The organism is Sphingobium fuliginis (assembly GCF_015074805.1).
GTDB lineage: Bacteria > Pseudomonadota > Alphaproteobacteria > Sphingomonadales > Sphingomonadaceae > Sphingobium > Sphingobium fuliginis.
Genome location: NZ_CP060035.1, coordinates 827,959 through 841,928 on the forward strand (window position 1 = coordinate 827,959; position 13,970 = coordinate 841,928).

Consider the following 13,970-nt stretch of genomic DNA (forward strand, 5'->3'; position numbering starts at 1 on the left):
GCCATGACCGAGATTTCGGCAATGTCGACGCGCGCGTTCCGCATATGCGTCCAATTCTTCTCCGACGACGAATGCTTTGCCGTCGAGACCTTCGTCATCGACCTTCCCGAAGGCCACGATCCCCAGGCGGCCGCCGAAGGCCTGGCCGACCATAGCGTCTATCATGACGAACGAGTGCCCGATCTCAGCCGCACGATCGAGATCACGTCGCCCGATTCAGATGATCCCGAGCCGCCGCCTGCATCCGGCGGCGCACCGAGACCGGTCTGACCGCCACGAGAGTCGGCGACGAGCCGCCACGAAGATGAGGGGGAGGGAGCGGGATCGGGATCGGGCGAGTCGAAAAGACGACCCGCCACCCGAACCGCGGCGCCGCCACATTTCATGAGGAGATGAGCCTTGAACACACCAGATCCAATCCGCGCCACGCTGCCGCTCTCCCTCATCACGAAGGGGGATAATCCCCGTCGTTATTTCGACCGGAAAAAGCATGACGAGCTTGTAGCCTCGATCCGCCTGCGCGGAATCCTGCAGCCTATCCTGCTGCGTCCGAAGGGCGAGGTCTACGCCATCGTCGCCGGCGAACGCCGCTACAGGGCCGGCCTCGAAGCCTACGGCCCCGATGGCGAAGTGCCTGTCATCATCCGCGAGATGACCGACCAGGAGGCCCTGGACGCCGCGATCGCTGAAAATGACGACCGCGACGATCCTTCGGAAACCGAGCAGGCCGATGCCGCCGTCCGTTACCTCGCGGCATGCCAGAACGATCGCGCCGAGGCCGCCCGGCGGCTCGGTTGGTCCCGGGCAAAGCTCGATCGCCGTCTGGCGCTCGCCGAACTTTCCGACGCCGTGAAACTCGCGCTCGACGAACGCCGGATCAAGGTCGGCCATGCCGAGCTGCTCGCCGCCATCCCCGGCGACAAGCAGGACAAGGCCCTCGAAACGATCCTCGGCTCGGGCCTGGATGTAAGCAAGACGCGCGACCTCCTCATGCGCGTCACGCAGAACCTGGGCGCCGCCTGTTTCGACAAGACCGAGTGCACGACCTGCCCGTTCAACTCGGCCGCCCAGCGAACTCTGTTCGAGACCCATGTCGACGACGGGCATTGCACCAATCCCGGATGCTTCGAGTTGAAGACGCAAACCGCCGAAGCGATCCGTTTCGAGGAGCAGGAGCGGGCCGAAAAAGCGGCAAGGGCCGCGGCTCCACCGGCTAACGATGACGCTGACGAAGACGGGGAGGATGACGAGCAGGACGATGACATCGACGAAACCGGGGCCGATTCCGAAGATCCGCCAACCCGGTCTCCCGGCACGACCGGGGCGCAAGTGTCCGCGCAGGCGACCCCGACCGCGAGCGGCGCCTCGACCGCGCACAAGCCGACCGTCACCGTCAAATCGATCGCCGGCCGTACCAGCGACCTTCGCGAGGCGACCTGGCGAACCGCACTCGCCCGGGCGCTCGCGGCCAATGCCGCACAGGCCCATATTGCCATCCTCGTCGCGGCGATGTCCGGCACGCTCTCGCAGATCAAGGCCGAAACCCTGAAAGGGCGCGCGGGCTTGCTCGTCGGCGCGTCGTTCCCGGATCTGGCCTACAGCGCCAAGATCGCCGAGATCCACGCGCTGTCGGAAGGCCAGGCCGCGACCGTGCTTTCCGCGATCGGTGCCGCCTATGCCAAGGATGTGCTGACCTTCGGGCACGTGGCCGATCTCGCCCGGGCCTTCGACGTCGATCTGCGCGACGTCTGGCAAGTCGATAAGACCTTCCTGGATCGCTACACCAAGGACGAGCTCAAATTCATCGCCCGGGAATCCGGCCTGGTCGCGCATATGGGCGAGAAGGCGTTCGCCAAGCTCCTCGGCTCCAAGAAGGCCGACCTCATCGCCGGCATGCTCAATCGAACCGGCTTCGAATGGGCCGGGCGCCTGCCGAGCTCGATGACCCTCGACGGCCAGTACGGACCGCCCCCGGCCAAGGCCGCGCCGCTCGCCCAAGCGCCGATTACCGAACTCGCCGCCTGATTTCCTCACGTCCCAGACAAGGAAACACGTCCATGCTGATCACGACCCTGCTCCCGCTCCTCGCGCGCTACTCGCTCGGCTTCGATCTCGTCGCCGGCCCCGACGACACCGTCACCCTGACCATCATTCCCCGCAAGGTGGACGGCGCGGCCGACAAGCTCGAATCCGGCGAGACCCGCCCGATCTCACTCACGGCGAGCGCCGCGGAAATCGATGCCGAACTCGCCAAGGGCGAGGACGGCGCGCTCGGCCAGCTCATCGCCGCCCGCAAGACGCTCGCCGACCAGCTCGCCGAACAGCGACAGGCCGCCGAGGCCGCCCGGACCGCCGCCGCCGAGGCCGCGAAAACCAAGGCAACAACGCCGACGCCTAAGCCCGCTACCACTAGCGCGCAGGTTCACGCTCCCGCCAGTCCGCCCGCCGACGCCAAGGCCGAGGAGCCCGCAAGCCTCTGGTGATGCACCACGGCGAACCTCCCCACGATTATCAGCCGGAGATCCCCCATGCAGATCAATCACCTCACTCGCGCCTATCGTTATGACGGCATCGACCTCCCGGTCCCGCCGCATCTCGCGAACGACCCGACCGCCCTGCGCGCCTACCATGCCACGCTCTACCCGGCGATCCTCAACGCCGAGACGGTCGATGCCGGCGTGTCGGGCGCGGCTCACGTCATCGAGTACCGGCGCGCCGTCGGCACCAAGGGCTGACCATGTCACGCGTCCCCGGCGAGGCCATTCCGCCCGCCATCCGCAAGACGCTCCTGGACTGGATCGAGACCGACGATGGCGACACGACCAGCTTCACCTATCCTACCTGTACCCCGCAGGCCCAGGCTCTCCACGCGCGGATCGTCCTCGACCCGCACGACGGCAAGGGCGACGCCGGCGAGCCGCTCCAGCCTCCCGCAGGTCTTCCCCTTCCGCCCCTCGGCTGAGCTCGCTGGGCGCGCCATCGCGCTCTCCAGCGATATCCCCGCGATCTTCGATGCCCCGCTCGCGCCGCATCACAAGCTGATCGGTCGGTGGGTCGTGTCACGGGAGAATCCGACGCGATCCGATACGCGCGTGGCGGCCCGCCGATACATCGAGCGCACCTTCGACGCCGCTGTGCTCGAAGTTCTGGCTCCCGTCGAACTCGTCGATCTGCGCGTCGCCGTCCTTCACAGCGAGGAGGATGGACCTCCCGCGATCGCCATCATCTGCGAGAGCATGGGGCAGCTCGACCTTGGCTGGATCGAGACCGGCGATGCCCCCATCGCCTGGCGCGCTGCTGCCTATAAGGCGCTCGAGCACACTCTCGGCCGAGCGCTTCCCGTCTTCGGCTACCAGGATCTCTTCGACGAGATCGCGATGTATTATTGGGAAGGCGCGACCGACGACGAAGCCGCCCGGCAGTGCCTGATCGCATATCATGGAGCGGACGCGGACGATCTCGACGGGATGACGCTGCCATCCGAGATGAACGAGCGGCGGCCCGACTGGATGATCGCGGGGAATGCGGCGCCATCTGCGCGACTGCCGGCGGCTCTCCGCCGAAAGCTCGCTGGCCTCCGCGAAGCGCACAAGGCGCTCGGATCCGTGTCGCCCGAACACAACGCCTGGCACTTCGACTCCCAGGTCGCCTACGAATATCTCCCCGGCATCGAGGAATGCGCCTCATTGCCGCCGTTGACGCTCGTTCCCTTCGAGCAGTTCACGCGAGAGCTCGACGACGTCGGGCGCCAGGGCATGGAAATGGGCTTCATGGACATCGCCGGCATCTGCCCGCTGCCCGACGCGAGCCGTATCGACGACTGGTTCGCCTCGCTGCGGCTCGGCGCGCAATTCCTTCTCGCAGCCCAGGACCTCGTCCAGTTCGATCCAGCCAATCCGCGAGGTTCCCATGTCCGACCATAGCACCCAGTTCGAGGCCAGCGGCGGCGGCCTGGTCCTGACCAATGCCATCCTGCTCTACAGGAACCAGGCGCCTCGCAATCTCAAGCCCTACGGCGCTCCGTGCGAGGACGGTCCGGCTTTCGCCAGCATTCACGCGGTCGAGCACGACGGCGACGGTCAGCCGACGATCGCTGCGGGCGCTCCGCTGTCGCGCGCGCACCTGCGTCAATGGACCGAGGCGCTCGGTCGCACCGTCGTGCCCGAAATCCTGCCGGACAATGTCCTGGTTGCCCATCCCGACATGCTGGCGTGGTGGATCCCGGCGCAGGTACGCCCGGCCTATTTCGCGCTGTCGGCTTCTCCCGTCGGCCTCAGAGTGCTGTCCGGTCGAACGACCCTGCCTGTCCCATATCCCGCACATCTGTTCATCGCCACGCGATCGGGCCTCGGCGTCTACGCCCTGGCAGCAAGCGAGCGTCCGAACGCCGCGACCCCGGTGCTGCACTCCCCGGTCCTCAATGTCTTCGTCAATGGGAGCCTCTGCTGGGGCAACATTCCGAGGCCGAAAACACTCAGCGCCGCGTCGATCCCGGCCTATGAGAACGCGGTGTTCGACTCCTGGTCGACGCACCCCAATCCAGGGCAGGAACTGACGGTCAGCGGCAAGGGCGGCCTCGTCCGGCTATGGGATGACCTAGCCGCGCGCCGGGCGACCCGCTTTCCGGTCAGTCGTCTCAAGCCCTTCGGTTCGGCCGGTCGGCGACAGAATCGGCCACAAGCGGAAACGGCCGCGGCGGCCAAAATAACCGTGGCAAGCCTCATTTCCATGAGCGCACGGGTATGACGATGCTCGCCGACGACCCGACCGCAGCCGCGGTTCTCGCCGCTGTTCCCTGCCATCCGGTCCCGCCGCACGGAGGATCGCCCGCCCTCGATGCGCTTCGCAGCGCCCGGTCCGGCCACGGTCTTGCCGTCGGGGCCGATGGCGTGATGCTCATCCTGCGCCGCCCCTGGCTCGCACTCGATGTGCCCATCACGCAGCCGATCGCCGCCTATCTTCCCTATGGCAGCATCGGCGCGCCCAAGGCCGACCTGCGCTGCGGCCTCATCCCGCACGGGCATCTCGACGAGATCCTCAACCACTTTCGCGCGGCGCTGCCCAACGAGGCGGCAGCGTTCGTGCTCTGGAACGAGGCGAGCGGAGCGTTCGCGGTGAGCCTGCCCGATATCGACGAGGCCACACCCTCGCGCCTCGTCTACCGCACGCCGGCCTTGCCGCCCGATTGGCACATCGTCTGCGACATCCATAGTCATGGTCGTGGGTCCGCATTCTTCAGCGCGACCGATGATGCCGACGATGCCTATGCGACCAAGATATCGCTGGTTTTCGGCCGGCTCGCCCAGCCGGACGGCCCAGTGATGGCATCCCGCCTCTGCGCGGGCGGCATGTTCCTGCCCCTGCCGCGCAGCCCATTTACAGGAGAGCCCCATGCCGCCTGATTCCACGGAGCGCCACTATCTCCCCGCCGCCTTCGACAATCGCACGATCCACATCCTGCTGGTCGGCTGCGGCGGCAACGGCGCGCAAATGCTGATGGGCCTTGCCTCGCTCGACACGGCGCTGCGCGCTATCTCGTCGCGCTCTCTCGACGTTACCGTGGCCGACGACGATATCGTCACCGAAGCGAATCTCGGCCGCCAGCCATTCTATCGGTGCGACGTCGGCAATTCGAAGGCGCGCACACTGACCGAACGGATCAACATCGCGCACGGGCTTGCCTGGAAGGCGGTCCATGGCCGTTCGCCTGGCGCGATAAGCATCGAAGGCGCCGATATCCTGATCAGCTGCGTCGACACCGCCTCGGGCAGGCGTGCGCTTGGCGCCGCGATCGCAAATGGAAAGGCGCCTCCCGCCTACTGGATGGACCTCGGCAACCGCGCCAGCGACGGGCAATATCTGATCGGCTGCCCGGCGCGCGCGTCGCACGAACAACACGAACGCCTTCCGACCGTTATCGAGCACTTTCCCGAACTCGCCGACGAGAGCGTGGCCGACGACGACGCCCCATCCTGCTCGGTCGCCGAGGCGCTCGAACGCCAATCCCTGTTCATCAACCGAGTCCTCGCGAGCCATGCTCTCGCACTGCTGTTCGATCTTCTCGGACGCGGTTCCATCGGCAATGCCGGCGCCTTCCTTAACCTGGCCAGCGGTCAGGTCGTCCCGATCCCGCTGCTCTCCGTCGAATCTGTAAACCCTCGCGCCAATCAATGAAGGCTCAAGAGAGGGAAGGGGGGGCGCAGGCGGTGATCATCCAGGAGATCGCCCGATGCTCACCACTCGCACGCAGCGGTGGCGCGACCGCCGCTGCCGCTGGATCCCGAACGCCAGCGAAATCGATCCCACGCGCCTTTCAGTCGACGTGATCGACACGCGCTTGCATGCTGCGCCTTTCGTCAAGACGCACCATTATGCCGCTTCCATGCCGGTCGCACGCCTGTCGATCGGCCTGTTCGCCAATGGCAAGGGCGGCCGATCGGAGCTTGTCGGGGTCTGCGTCTTCTCGCACCCGGTCAACAACGCGAGCGTGCCAAAGACTGCCGGCCTCTCCGATCCGCGCACCGCCTGCGACCTCGGCCGGCTCGTGATCGACCAAGCCCAAGGCGGCAACGCTGAATCTTTCCTGGTATCCCGCGCTTTCCGCATCCTGCGCCGCGAGAAACCGGAGATCCTCTCCGTCATCTCCTACGCCGACCCCATCCGGAGAGTTGACGAGACTGGGCATGTGTTCCTGCCGGGCCATGTCGGTGGTCTCTATGCGGTCATGGGGAGCCGTTATGTCGGGCGCTCAAGCCCGCGCACCGATCTCATCCTGCCGAACGGTCGCCCAATCTCCTCACGCGCGGTCTCCAAGATCCGCAACGCGGAATGCGGACAGCGCTACGCCATGGACGATCTTATTCGCGCGGGCGCCCGACCACTGGGATTTGGCGAAGATCGCGCGGATTGGCTCGCCGATCTTGAACGGACCGGCTTCCTTCGTCGACAACGCCATCCCGGTTGTCACGCCTATCTCTTCCCACTGACCCGCGCGGCGAAGCTCGCGGCGCGCAAGGTGCCCGATCTGGCATATCCTGTCCTCGATCGCCGCGCACTCGAAGGTGACGTGACGCTTCCGCCGCTTTTTGCCGAGGCTGCCTGATCTCGCAGCGGTGCCGCGCCCGTGACCGCAATCGGCGATTTCTCGCCCGATACGATGAGGAACTACCATGACCGACACGTCCAAACGCGATCTCGCGCGGTTACTGACGCGCGCCCGTCGCGCCATCGAAGACCCGGCCAGGCTCGTCGAGCACGACCGCGCGGCCCTGCTGGGGGCACTGGCCAGCGCCGAAACCCACGTCGCGGGATCACCAATGCCGTGGTCACTGGAAATTCACATCGCCTCCGTCGAACATCGGCATGGCCTGAACCACTATGTCGCGCTGACCAGCGCGGAGCTTATGTCCGAGGTCGCAGCCTATTGCCGCGAGTGCTGGACGGAAATCAGTGACGCCCGCGATCCCGCCACGCTCGACGACGAAACAGTCGCCAGCTCCTATTTCGATAACCGTGAGGACGAGCATCTCTCCACCGATCGGATCGAACTCGGAGCATCGCCTCCCGCTGCCGGATACCTGCTCGAAACCGGCTGGTATTGCGTCCTCGCCAACGCGCATCTTTCGACATCGACCGCCGATCTGCTCGACCAATGGTGTTCGAAAGAGGCGACAGATCGTCCGCTCAATATCGCCAGCAGCATCTATGGCTGGTTCGTGCCGACCCGGCAGATCGATCCCGGGACACACGACCAACTCCCCGACGACCTGCTTGCCGCCATTCGCTTTGGCCGGGAACGCGGTTTCGACCACATCCTCTTCGACTGCGACGCCGGCACCGCCGACGGACTACCGGTTCATAGCTGGTAGCAACGTCGGCGGTCCCGCCATCCGCGCCAGAAGCGGGTTCAAATCTTCGCCGCGGAGATCACTCCTGCCCGCGGCCCGCTGAGCAGTCTGAGCCGGTCGGCGGCGAGTTCAGCGACGTTGGCCTGCATCACATGGCCTCGCCCACGCAGGATCTCTCCAAGATCCCGAACCATGATGATCAGATCGCCGGTTGAAATATCGCCATCCAGCTGGTGCAAAAGCAACTTCTCTTCATCGTCCAGCTCACGCATTGCAGTCTCGCTCCATCGCGATGCTCGCAGCCTGATGAGTTCAGCGCGCTGTAGTTGATCCAGCCGACGCTGAGTCGGCGGACTCATTATAGCATCTGGTCGACCGTGCGTGCGTGCCGGAATCGGACGATCCCAAAGACCGCAATCGACCGGAAGGGGAGCGGGAGGTGTGGGGCGCTCCTCAGAACAGGTGCGCCTGGAGTTTCCCTCATGAAGATCGAACTGCGCAACATCACCTACAGCGCCGCGCTCTCGCAGGAGACGAGCGCTTTCACGGCCGACATCTGGATCGATGGCAAGCTCGCCTTCCACGCCCGTAACCAGGGCCATGGCGGATGCGATTTCTACCATCAGGTCGGCCAATGGACCGAAGCCCAGGTCAACGCATGGCTGAAGGCCAATCGTCCGGCGCGTGTGGTCCACGGCCTTACCCTCGAGCCGGACCTCGAAGCCGAGGTCGGCGATCTCCTCGCCCATGAACTCGAATATCGCCGCCTGAAGCGCCTGTTGCGCACGAACCTCGTGACGATCGAGCGCGGCCAGGTGTTTCAATATCCGCTACGCAAGCGGCCGCTCGCCATCGTCACCCGCGCGGTCATCGCAACCAATCCCGACGCGGTGATCGTCGATGGCGCGGACGACGCTGTCCTCCGCCGGGCGGTCGATATCCTGATCGCAGTCGGCTGATCAAAGCACCTCGGACCGCGAAATGAGCATCGCCATGACCGCCGCCTGCCACACGAATGGCGCCGAATTCGACGTCGCTACCGACGCAACGATCTTCGACGCCGTCCGCCGCAATGCATGGTTCGTCTTCAACCTCTCCGGGGGCAAGGACTCCACGGCGACAAGTCATGCCGCGATGGCCTGGCTCGACCACCACGGCCATCCCCGCACGCGGCGTATCGCCGTCCATGCCGACCTGGGAAAGGCAGAATGGCGATCCACGCCATCCTTCGTCGAAGGGGTTGCGCAGCAGCTGGGTCTTCCGCTCCTCATCCTGCGCCGGCGCGCGGGCGATATGGTCGACCGCTGGGGACAACGCTTCACGTCGGGCAAGAACCGGTACGAAGCGCTTTCGACGTACAATCTCATCGGACCATGGTCCTCGGCGTCGCTCAGATTTTGCACCAGTGAACTGAAAATACAGGTCATCGGCCCCGACCTTGCTCGGCGGTACAAAGGCGAGACGATCGTTTCCGTCATTGGTTTGCGGCGGGAGGAGAGCCCGAGCCGCCGCTTCACGCCCGTGTCGCGCGCCGAAGAACGGTTCGCCAAAGCAGGCAATGCCGCCGGCACGCGAATGCTCAGCTGGCACCCCGGGGTCGACTGGTCATCGGACGACATCCTCGCCTACCACGCGCGTCACGATCTCGCTTTGCACGAGGCTTATTGCCGCTATCGCTCGACACGATTGTCCTGCGCCTTTTGCGTGCTCGGGTCCGCACACGATCTTCAGGCGGCGACGCAGGCGACCGACAATCTCGATCTTTATCGCCATCTCGTCTCGATGGAGGCCGACTCGACCTTCTCATTCCAGCCGCAACGCTGGCTGGCGGATGTCGCCCCACACTTGCTTCCTCTGTCTCTCGCAGCGGATGTCGCGCACGCCAAACGGGACGCGATCGAACGGCGGCGGATCGAGCGTGCGATGCCGGCCGACCTTCGGTTCGTCAAAGGCTGGCCGCCGCGACTGCCGACGCTGCAAGAGGCAGGCATGATCGCGACCGCGCGCGCGCCGATATTGGCACGGCACGGCCTTGATGATCGCTATCCCGATGCGTGGTCGGTTCAGCGACGCTTTGCAGAACTCCTCGCGAACAAACGGATCCGAGCCGCCTGACCCGTCATTGCCCGGCCTCGTCGAGGAGGGAGGGGGGACGAGAGGAGCGCGCAACGGTGCGCTTTGCCGTTGGAGCTTCCCAATGCCGTATGATGTCGCCTTCCGCTTCAGCCAGGCCCTCGATCCCTCGGCGCTGTCGACGCTCCCGGCTTGCCTCCACGCCTTGACCGCCGCGATCGAGGATTGCCGCAACGCCGGCAGGCCGCGCGACAGCGATCCCGCCGTCCTGCTCCTCGCGCGCCATCTCGGCGCCGTCGCCCAGGGGATCGGACCCGCCGACATGCAGTTGCGCCGCGCCTGCATGGATGCCATCGCCGAACTGAAGCGGCATCCGGCCCTTATCGCCCTGGCGTACAAAGGCGTCGCCTACGATGCTCCGGCCAAGACGCTGTTCCACTCTGATGGACGCAAGGCACTCAAACGTCTTGCCGACGCCCTCGGTCTTGCGCCGGACAGCTATGACGTGCGCTCCCATCATGGCGGCGTTGCCGTCAGCGGTGACGTGGTCCTGCACGGTGCCGAGGTCCAGGTTCGCCTGAGTCTCGGCTGCATGGGCCCTGGCCAGGAGGTCATGTACCGCCGCGTCGCGGGACGCCACGATCATGTTGGCGAGCGTAATCACTGGACGTCGGTCCACGAGCTTGTCCAACCCGAGCGCCTCGCCGCGCGCATCCGCCGTGACCTGCGCCTCTCCGCACCTTCCGCCGTACCTGAGCGCCTCTTCGCCTGAAAAAGATGGGCGCACGGGCGCTGCACATCCGCATAACTTCAACCTGGAGGATATCATGACCAAGAAAAGCATGCACTGTGGCCAATGCGGTGGCGAAAACATCATGCGTGATGCATGGGCGACCTGGGACGTCACGTCCCAGACATGGGTTTTGGGCGAGGTCTTCGACTATGCCTTCTGCGCCGACTGCGAAGCAGACGCGACGATCGTTGAGCGCTCTCTCGATCCCTTGCCCGAGGCAGCATCCTGCGCGTGACCGGCTGCATCGCACGTCCCGTGCCAGGATCTTTCTTAGGTCCGAACGCCAGCCGAAACGCGCGCCGAACACTGCGGCCCTGCGCACGGTATCAAGCAGGGCCGATCCCGCTTCGGCGGGCCACCGCTCGCGCCTGGGAGGAGGGAGGGGACGACAGGTGAGGCGGCGGAATCGGTCCGTTGTCCACCTGGAGCGCCCCCATGTCCCTCCCAACCACCATCCGGACCAGCGTCGGCCGATCCCTGGTCCACAAGGTGTCGAGACTATTCAACGGAAGCCTGTCCGACGTTCTCACGGAGCTACTTCAGAACTCACGCCGCGCCGCTGCGACCTATGTCGATATCCGCTCCTATGATCTTGCCGGCCATCCGACGCTTGTTGTTCGCGACGATGGTTCGGGGATCGACGATCCTGTCAAACTCGTGACCCTCGGCGACTCAGGCTGGAATGCCGAGATCGCCGACCGCGAGGACCCGGCGGGCATGGGCGTGTTCAGCCTTGCGGGACACCGCGTCGAGATACGTTCCTATTCCCGTTCGGCCGCGCAGGGCTGGCGTGTCGTCGTCACCCCGGACGCCTGGGAGACCGGCGCGCCGCTTGCCGTCGAGCCGTTCGACATCGGCGCCGGAACCGAAATCCTCATCGATTTCCCGGAGAACTGGGAAACTGCGCTCAACGGCGCTGTCGCCCATTGCGCGCAGCATTATCCGCTTCCCGTGTTCTTGCAGGGCGACGTCCAGCCTCGCGCCGATTTCCTCGCGGGGGCGATCCATGTCGAACACTGGCAGGGATGCCGTGTCGGTGTGTTTCGCGGCCTCGGCAATCGGCCACTGGATTGTCCACGCATCAATTTTCATGGCCTGACCGTTGGTTGCGACTTCCCGATCGTCTCCGAAATCGATCATCACGAACCGTGGAGCGTCAAGGTCGACATCCTCGATGCACCCCTGCTCCAGCTCGTTCTCCCGGCGCGAAAAGAAATGGTGCAGAACAAAGCGCTCACACAGCTCAAGACTGCGGCGGAGCGGGCGATCTTCCGTGCCTTTGCTGCCCAGGGGAGCCACAGGCTCGCCTATAAGACATGGCGCCGCGCCGATAAACTCGGCGTCGAGTTGCCCGAGGCGGAGGCCTGGCTCGACTCCTGGGAACCGCAAACCGCCGATGGCCATGGCATCCCCTCGGGCAAGCGCGTCGCCGACGAACCCATGGTGCTCTTGGACAGCTACGACCCCGATATCGATCAGGGCGCAGCACAGGTTCTCTCACGCGGCACGCCGCTTGGTCGCCGACCCGTTCGGGCCATGGATGCCTTGGTCGGCTATCGCTGGTATGACACGCTCCCGCGTGTCACAGATCTCGCCTTCACCATCGACACCGACGATCGGCCGGTCCGCTATGCCGAGGAAGACGTGCTGCCCGCCGATATCGTGTCCGGTCGCGTCGATGCGATCACGCTGGACGTCATCATCGAACTGCCCGATGCTCCCGGTAACAGCGAACGGCACAGCCTCCCGTTGGAGGCGCTGGTCTGCCGGAATGACGGCTATGGCTGTCTCGACGAAGCGGTGACCCTGGTCAGCCGAAATGCTACGATCACACCCGGGGCGCTCGCCTGGCTGATCGAGGCGTCATGCTTCAGCTATGACGAGGATCATGACAGCGACAGCTGGGACACCCAGCATCGTGAGTTCGAGAAGGCCGCCCGTCACATCGCCAACGAGATCCTTCTTGGCGAAGAACAGGCACTGCTCGAACGCATCCGCGATGCGATCGCCGACGAGGTCATATGGCTCATCCCCAAGGGTCGGTCGATCACTCTGCTTGCCGGCGATGACGCCATGACGCTGTCGTTCATGCCGCAAGACCCGGCCGGCTGACGCGGCGGTCCGCTTGCCCCCGCCGTCGGCTTCCGCCGCACGCTATCCCATCACATCGCAACGGAGGGTTCCATGCGCCGCATCCACAGCTGCATCTGCTCAACCGCCCATCTGCCTGCTGACGAACGTGCCGGGATCGACGCACTGATCGCCCGTTCGCCGCGCCGCCGCGGACGGATAATCGTCGAGCATACCGATCTGTCGATCGAACCACATCAATATGGCTTCTTCGTCCATCTCGGCGTGCTTGATGACCATCTCGAGCGCCCCGGCACGCTATCGCCGGAACTGTGGCGATTACTCGCGCATGCCCACGATTTTGGCGCGACCTGGATCTCGTTCGACTGCGACGAGCCGCCCTCCAGCGAATTTCCGATCTTCGAAGACGTCGTCTGAGCGTCCGCCGATGTCTTCGACGGCGTCACTACAAGACAGGATTCAATCATGCCTGAACGATCAACGGCCCATCATGCTTCGCACGACGACGACGCCATCCTGCTCAGATTCGCGACCCTCGAAATCGCATTGACCGAGGAGGAGCTGTCGATGGCCTCCATTCTGGAATTTGATCCTGACGCCAACGCGCCTCTACCTGTAGCCGATGCTACGCCCGACACGCCGCCGATGCGCGCCATATCCGGCGCAGCCTTCTCCCGGCGCACCTGGGAGAAGCTCGCGGGCCGCCATTTTTCGCCTTCGCCGACATTGGCGGCGCCGCAGCCGCTCCTGCGGTTTCTCGAATGGCGCGCGCGTTCCCCGGCCGCCTGATCGTTCCAAGACATTTCGCTACAGGAGCCGACCATGTCCGCGCTGTCCCCCCTGCGCCACAGACTGACCACGTTCGAGCGGTGCTATGCGGTCGCAACGCAGCTGCGCCGCGAAACGCATGTCGACCAGTTCGTCATCCGCACCGGGATGCCATTACAACCATTTCGCGTGACGGCGCGGCGCCCCGCCGACGATGACCAGATATTGGCATGGGTGGCATGATGGACAGCCCTGCTGCCCTCATGCCGAACCAGCCCCGTCGTTGCGGCCTGGGGTAGACCGCTTCAACGAAGGTGTGGATCGGCTCGCTGCCTGACGGACAAAGACGTCCAACGCGCAAGGCGCCGGAATCGCCAGGTGCGACGCCGTTATGGACG

Annotated in this window: 20 protein-coding genes; 19 read left to right on the forward strand and 1 reads right to left on the reverse strand. The window is 65.2% G+C overall.

Going from position 1 to position 13,970, the window contains the following annotated elements; all coding sequences use genetic code 11:
* The first annotated feature begins 3 nt into the window (after positions 1–3).
* From H5V43_RS03890 to H5V43_RS03940, 11 genes are all read left to right on the forward strand, one after another.
* Complete coding sequence (locus H5V43_RS03890; protein WP_025546406.1) at positions 4–270, forward strand: hypothetical protein; 267 nt, start codon at positions 4–6, stop codon at positions 268–270.
* Between the two features lie 129 nt (positions 271–399).
* A complete protein-coding gene (locus tag H5V43_RS03895) occupies positions 400–2,025 on the forward strand; it encodes a PRTRC system ParB family protein (RefSeq protein ID WP_193666779.1) in 1,626 nt (541 codons plus the stop codon).
* Positions 2,026–2,057: 32 nt separating this feature from the next.
* A complete protein-coding gene (locus H5V43_RS03900; RefSeq protein ID WP_025546408.1) occupies positions 2,058–2,483 on the forward strand; it encodes a PRTRC system protein E in 426 nt (141 codons plus the stop codon).
* Positions 2,484–2,528: 45 nt separating this feature from the next.
* Entirely contained in the window at positions 2,529–2,735 is a 207-nt protein-coding gene (locus H5V43_RS03905) for a PRTRC system protein C (protein ID WP_025546410.1), read from the forward strand.
* 2 nt (positions 2,736–2,737) lie between these two features.
* Positions 2,738–2,962 carry a hypothetical protein gene (locus H5V43_RS03910; protein ID WP_025546412.1) on the forward strand — a complete coding sequence of 75 codons (225 nt, stop codon included), beginning with the start codon at positions 2,738–2,740 and terminating at the stop codon, positions 2,960–2,962.
* Positions 2,963–3,092: 130 nt separating this feature from the next.
* Positions 3,093–3,923, forward strand: a complete 831-nt coding sequence (locus H5V43_RS03915) for a hypothetical protein (RefSeq protein ID WP_025546413.1) — start codon at positions 3,093–3,095, stop codon at positions 3,921–3,923.
* Positions 3,910–4,746, forward strand: coding sequence for a PRTRC system protein B (locus H5V43_RS03920; protein WP_025546415.1), 837 nt, complete (start codon positions 3,910–3,912; stop codon positions 4,744–4,746). The genes H5V43_RS03915 and H5V43_RS03920 overlap by 14 nt, the downstream gene beginning before the upstream one ends.
* The gene (locus H5V43_RS03925; RefSeq protein WP_025546416.1) at positions 4,743–5,402 is read left to right on the forward strand and encodes a PRTRC system protein A; all 660 of its coding nucleotides are present in this window, start codon (positions 4,743–4,745) and stop codon (positions 5,400–5,402) included. Before H5V43_RS03920 ends, H5V43_RS03925 begins: the two co-directional genes overlap by 4 nt.
* Entirely contained in the window at positions 5,392–6,174 is a 783-nt protein-coding gene (locus H5V43_RS03930; protein ID WP_025546418.1) for a PRTRC system ThiF family protein, read from the forward strand. Before H5V43_RS03925 ends, H5V43_RS03930 begins: the two co-directional genes overlap by 11 nt.
* A gap of 55 nt (positions 6,175–6,229) precedes the next feature.
* Positions 6,230–7,102: a Mom family adenine methylcarbamoylation protein gene (locus H5V43_RS03935; protein WP_025546420.1), complete on the forward strand. Its 873-nt coding sequence runs from the start codon at positions 6,230–6,232 to the stop codon at positions 7,100–7,102.
* A 67-nt stretch (positions 7,103–7,169) separates the two neighbouring features.
* Positions 7,170–7,868, forward strand: coding sequence for a DUF5983 family protein (locus H5V43_RS03940; RefSeq protein ID WP_025546422.1), 699 nt, complete (start codon positions 7,170–7,172; stop codon positions 7,866–7,868).
* Positions 7,869–7,906: 38 nt separating this feature from the next.
* Here the strand turns inward: H5V43_RS03940 and H5V43_RS03945 are convergent, their stop codons facing one another.
* Complete coding sequence (locus tag H5V43_RS03945) at positions 7,907–8,119, reverse strand: hypothetical protein (RefSeq protein ID WP_025546424.1); 213 nt, start codon at positions 8,117–8,119, stop codon at positions 7,907–7,909.
* 210 nt (positions 8,120–8,329) lie between these two features.
* Between H5V43_RS03945 and H5V43_RS03950 the strand changes: the two genes are divergently transcribed.
* The 8 genes from H5V43_RS03950 (at position 8,330) to H5V43_RS03985 (ending at position 13,815) form a co-directional block, all read left to right on the forward strand.
* Positions 8,330–8,806 (forward strand): hypothetical protein, encoded by a 477-nt coding sequence (locus H5V43_RS03950; RefSeq protein ID WP_025546426.1) that lies wholly within the window; start codon positions 8,330–8,332, stop codon positions 8,804–8,806.
* Positions 8,807–8,828: 22 nt separating this feature from the next.
* Entirely contained in the window at positions 8,829–9,962 is a 1,134-nt protein-coding gene (locus tag H5V43_RS03955; protein WP_025546428.1) for a phosphoadenosine phosphosulfate reductase domain-containing protein, read from the forward strand.
* Positions 9,963–10,044: 82 nt separating this feature from the next.
* Complete coding sequence (locus H5V43_RS03960; protein ID WP_128830629.1) at positions 10,045–10,692, forward strand: hypothetical protein; 648 nt, start codon at positions 10,045–10,047, stop codon at positions 10,690–10,692.
* 55 nt (positions 10,693–10,747) lie between these two features.
* Positions 10,748–10,948 carry a hypothetical protein gene (locus tag H5V43_RS03965; protein WP_037481167.1) on the forward strand — a complete coding sequence of 67 codons (201 nt, stop codon included), beginning with the start codon at positions 10,748–10,750 and terminating at the stop codon, positions 10,946–10,948.
* 200 nt (positions 10,949–11,148) lie between these two features.
* Positions 11,149–12,825: an ATP-binding protein gene (locus tag H5V43_RS03970; protein WP_025546434.1), complete on the forward strand. Its 1,677-nt coding sequence runs from the start codon at positions 11,149–11,151 to the stop codon at positions 12,823–12,825.
* 72 nt (positions 12,826–12,897) lie between these two features.
* Positions 12,898–13,221 carry a DUF5983 family protein gene (locus tag H5V43_RS03975; protein WP_025546436.1) on the forward strand — a complete coding sequence of 108 codons (324 nt, stop codon included), beginning with the start codon at positions 12,898–12,900 and terminating at the stop codon, positions 13,219–13,221.
* Between the two features lie 48 nt (positions 13,222–13,269).
* The gene (locus tag H5V43_RS03980; RefSeq protein ID WP_025546437.1) at positions 13,270–13,593 is read left to right on the forward strand and encodes a hypothetical protein; all 324 of its coding nucleotides are present in this window, start codon (positions 13,270–13,272) and stop codon (positions 13,591–13,593) included.
* 33 nt (positions 13,594–13,626) lie between these two features.
* Positions 13,627–13,815 (forward strand): hypothetical protein, encoded by a 189-nt coding sequence (locus tag H5V43_RS03985; RefSeq protein ID WP_025546438.1) that lies wholly within the window; start codon positions 13,627–13,629, stop codon positions 13,813–13,815.
* The last annotated feature ends 155 nt before the right edge of the window (positions 13,816–13,970 follow it).

What these genes read in the sequence shown, in the direction of transcription:
- H5V43_RS03925 (WP_025546416.1), top strand. Translation starts at nt 4,743, where the DNA reads ATGACGATGCTCGCCGACGACCCGACCGCAGCCGCGGTTCTCGCCGCT.
- H5V43_RS03905 (WP_025546410.1), top strand. Translation starts at nt 2,529, where the DNA reads ATGCAGATCAATCACCTCACTCGCGCCTATCGTTATGACGGCATCGAC.
- H5V43_RS03900 (WP_025546408.1), top strand. Translation starts at nt 2,058, where the DNA reads ATGCTGATCACGACCCTGCTCCCGCTCCTCGCGCGCTACTCGCTCGGC.
- H5V43_RS03985 (WP_025546438.1), top strand. Translation starts at nt 13,627, where the DNA reads ATGTCCGCGCTGTCCCCCCTGCGCCACAGACTGACCACGTTCGAGCGG.
- H5V43_RS03890 (WP_025546406.1), top strand. Translation starts at nt 4, where the DNA reads ATGACCGAGATTTCGGCAATGTCGACGCGCGCGTTCCGCATATGCGTC.
- H5V43_RS03980 (WP_025546437.1), top strand. Translation starts at nt 13,270, where the DNA reads ATGCCTGAACGATCAACGGCCCATCATGCTTCGCACGACGACGACGCC.
- H5V43_RS03965 (WP_037481167.1), top strand. Translation starts at nt 10,748, where the DNA reads ATGACCAAGAAAAGCATGCACTGTGGCCAATGCGGTGGCGAAAACATC.
- H5V43_RS03940 (WP_025546422.1), top strand. Translation starts at nt 7,170, where the DNA reads ATGACCGACACGTCCAAACGCGATCTCGCGCGGTTACTGACGCGCGCC.
- H5V43_RS03955 (WP_025546428.1), top strand. Translation starts at nt 8,829, where the DNA reads ATGAGCATCGCCATGACCGCCGCCTGCCACACGAATGGCGCCGAATTC.
- H5V43_RS03910 (WP_025546412.1), top strand. Translation starts at nt 2,738, where the DNA reads ATGTCACGCGTCCCCGGCGAGGCCATTCCGCCCGCCATCCGCAAGACG.
- H5V43_RS03975 (WP_025546436.1), top strand. Translation starts at nt 12,898, where the DNA reads ATGCGCCGCATCCACAGCTGCATCTGCTCAACCGCCCATCTGCCTGCT.
- H5V43_RS03920 (WP_025546415.1), top strand. Translation starts at nt 3,910, where the DNA reads ATGTCCGACCATAGCACCCAGTTCGAGGCCAGCGGCGGCGGCCTGGTC.
- H5V43_RS03970 (WP_025546434.1), top strand. Translation starts at nt 11,149, where the DNA reads ATGTCCCTCCCAACCACCATCCGGACCAGCGTCGGCCGATCCCTGGTC.
- H5V43_RS03935 (WP_025546420.1), top strand. Translation starts at nt 6,230, where the DNA reads ATGCTCACCACTCGCACGCAGCGGTGGCGCGACCGCCGCTGCCGCTGG.
- H5V43_RS03950 (WP_025546426.1), top strand. Translation starts at nt 8,330, where the DNA reads ATGAAGATCGAACTGCGCAACATCACCTACAGCGCCGCGCTCTCGCAG.
- H5V43_RS03960 (WP_128830629.1), top strand. Translation starts at nt 10,045, where the DNA reads ATGCCGTATGATGTCGCCTTCCGCTTCAGCCAGGCCCTCGATCCCTCG.
- H5V43_RS03930 (WP_025546418.1), top strand. Translation starts at nt 5,392, where the DNA reads ATGCCGCCTGATTCCACGGAGCGCCACTATCTCCCCGCCGCCTTCGAC.
- H5V43_RS03945 (WP_025546424.1), bottom strand. Translation starts at nt 8,119, where the DNA reads ATGCGTGAGCTGGACGATGAAGAGAAGTTGCTTTTGCACCAGCTGGAT.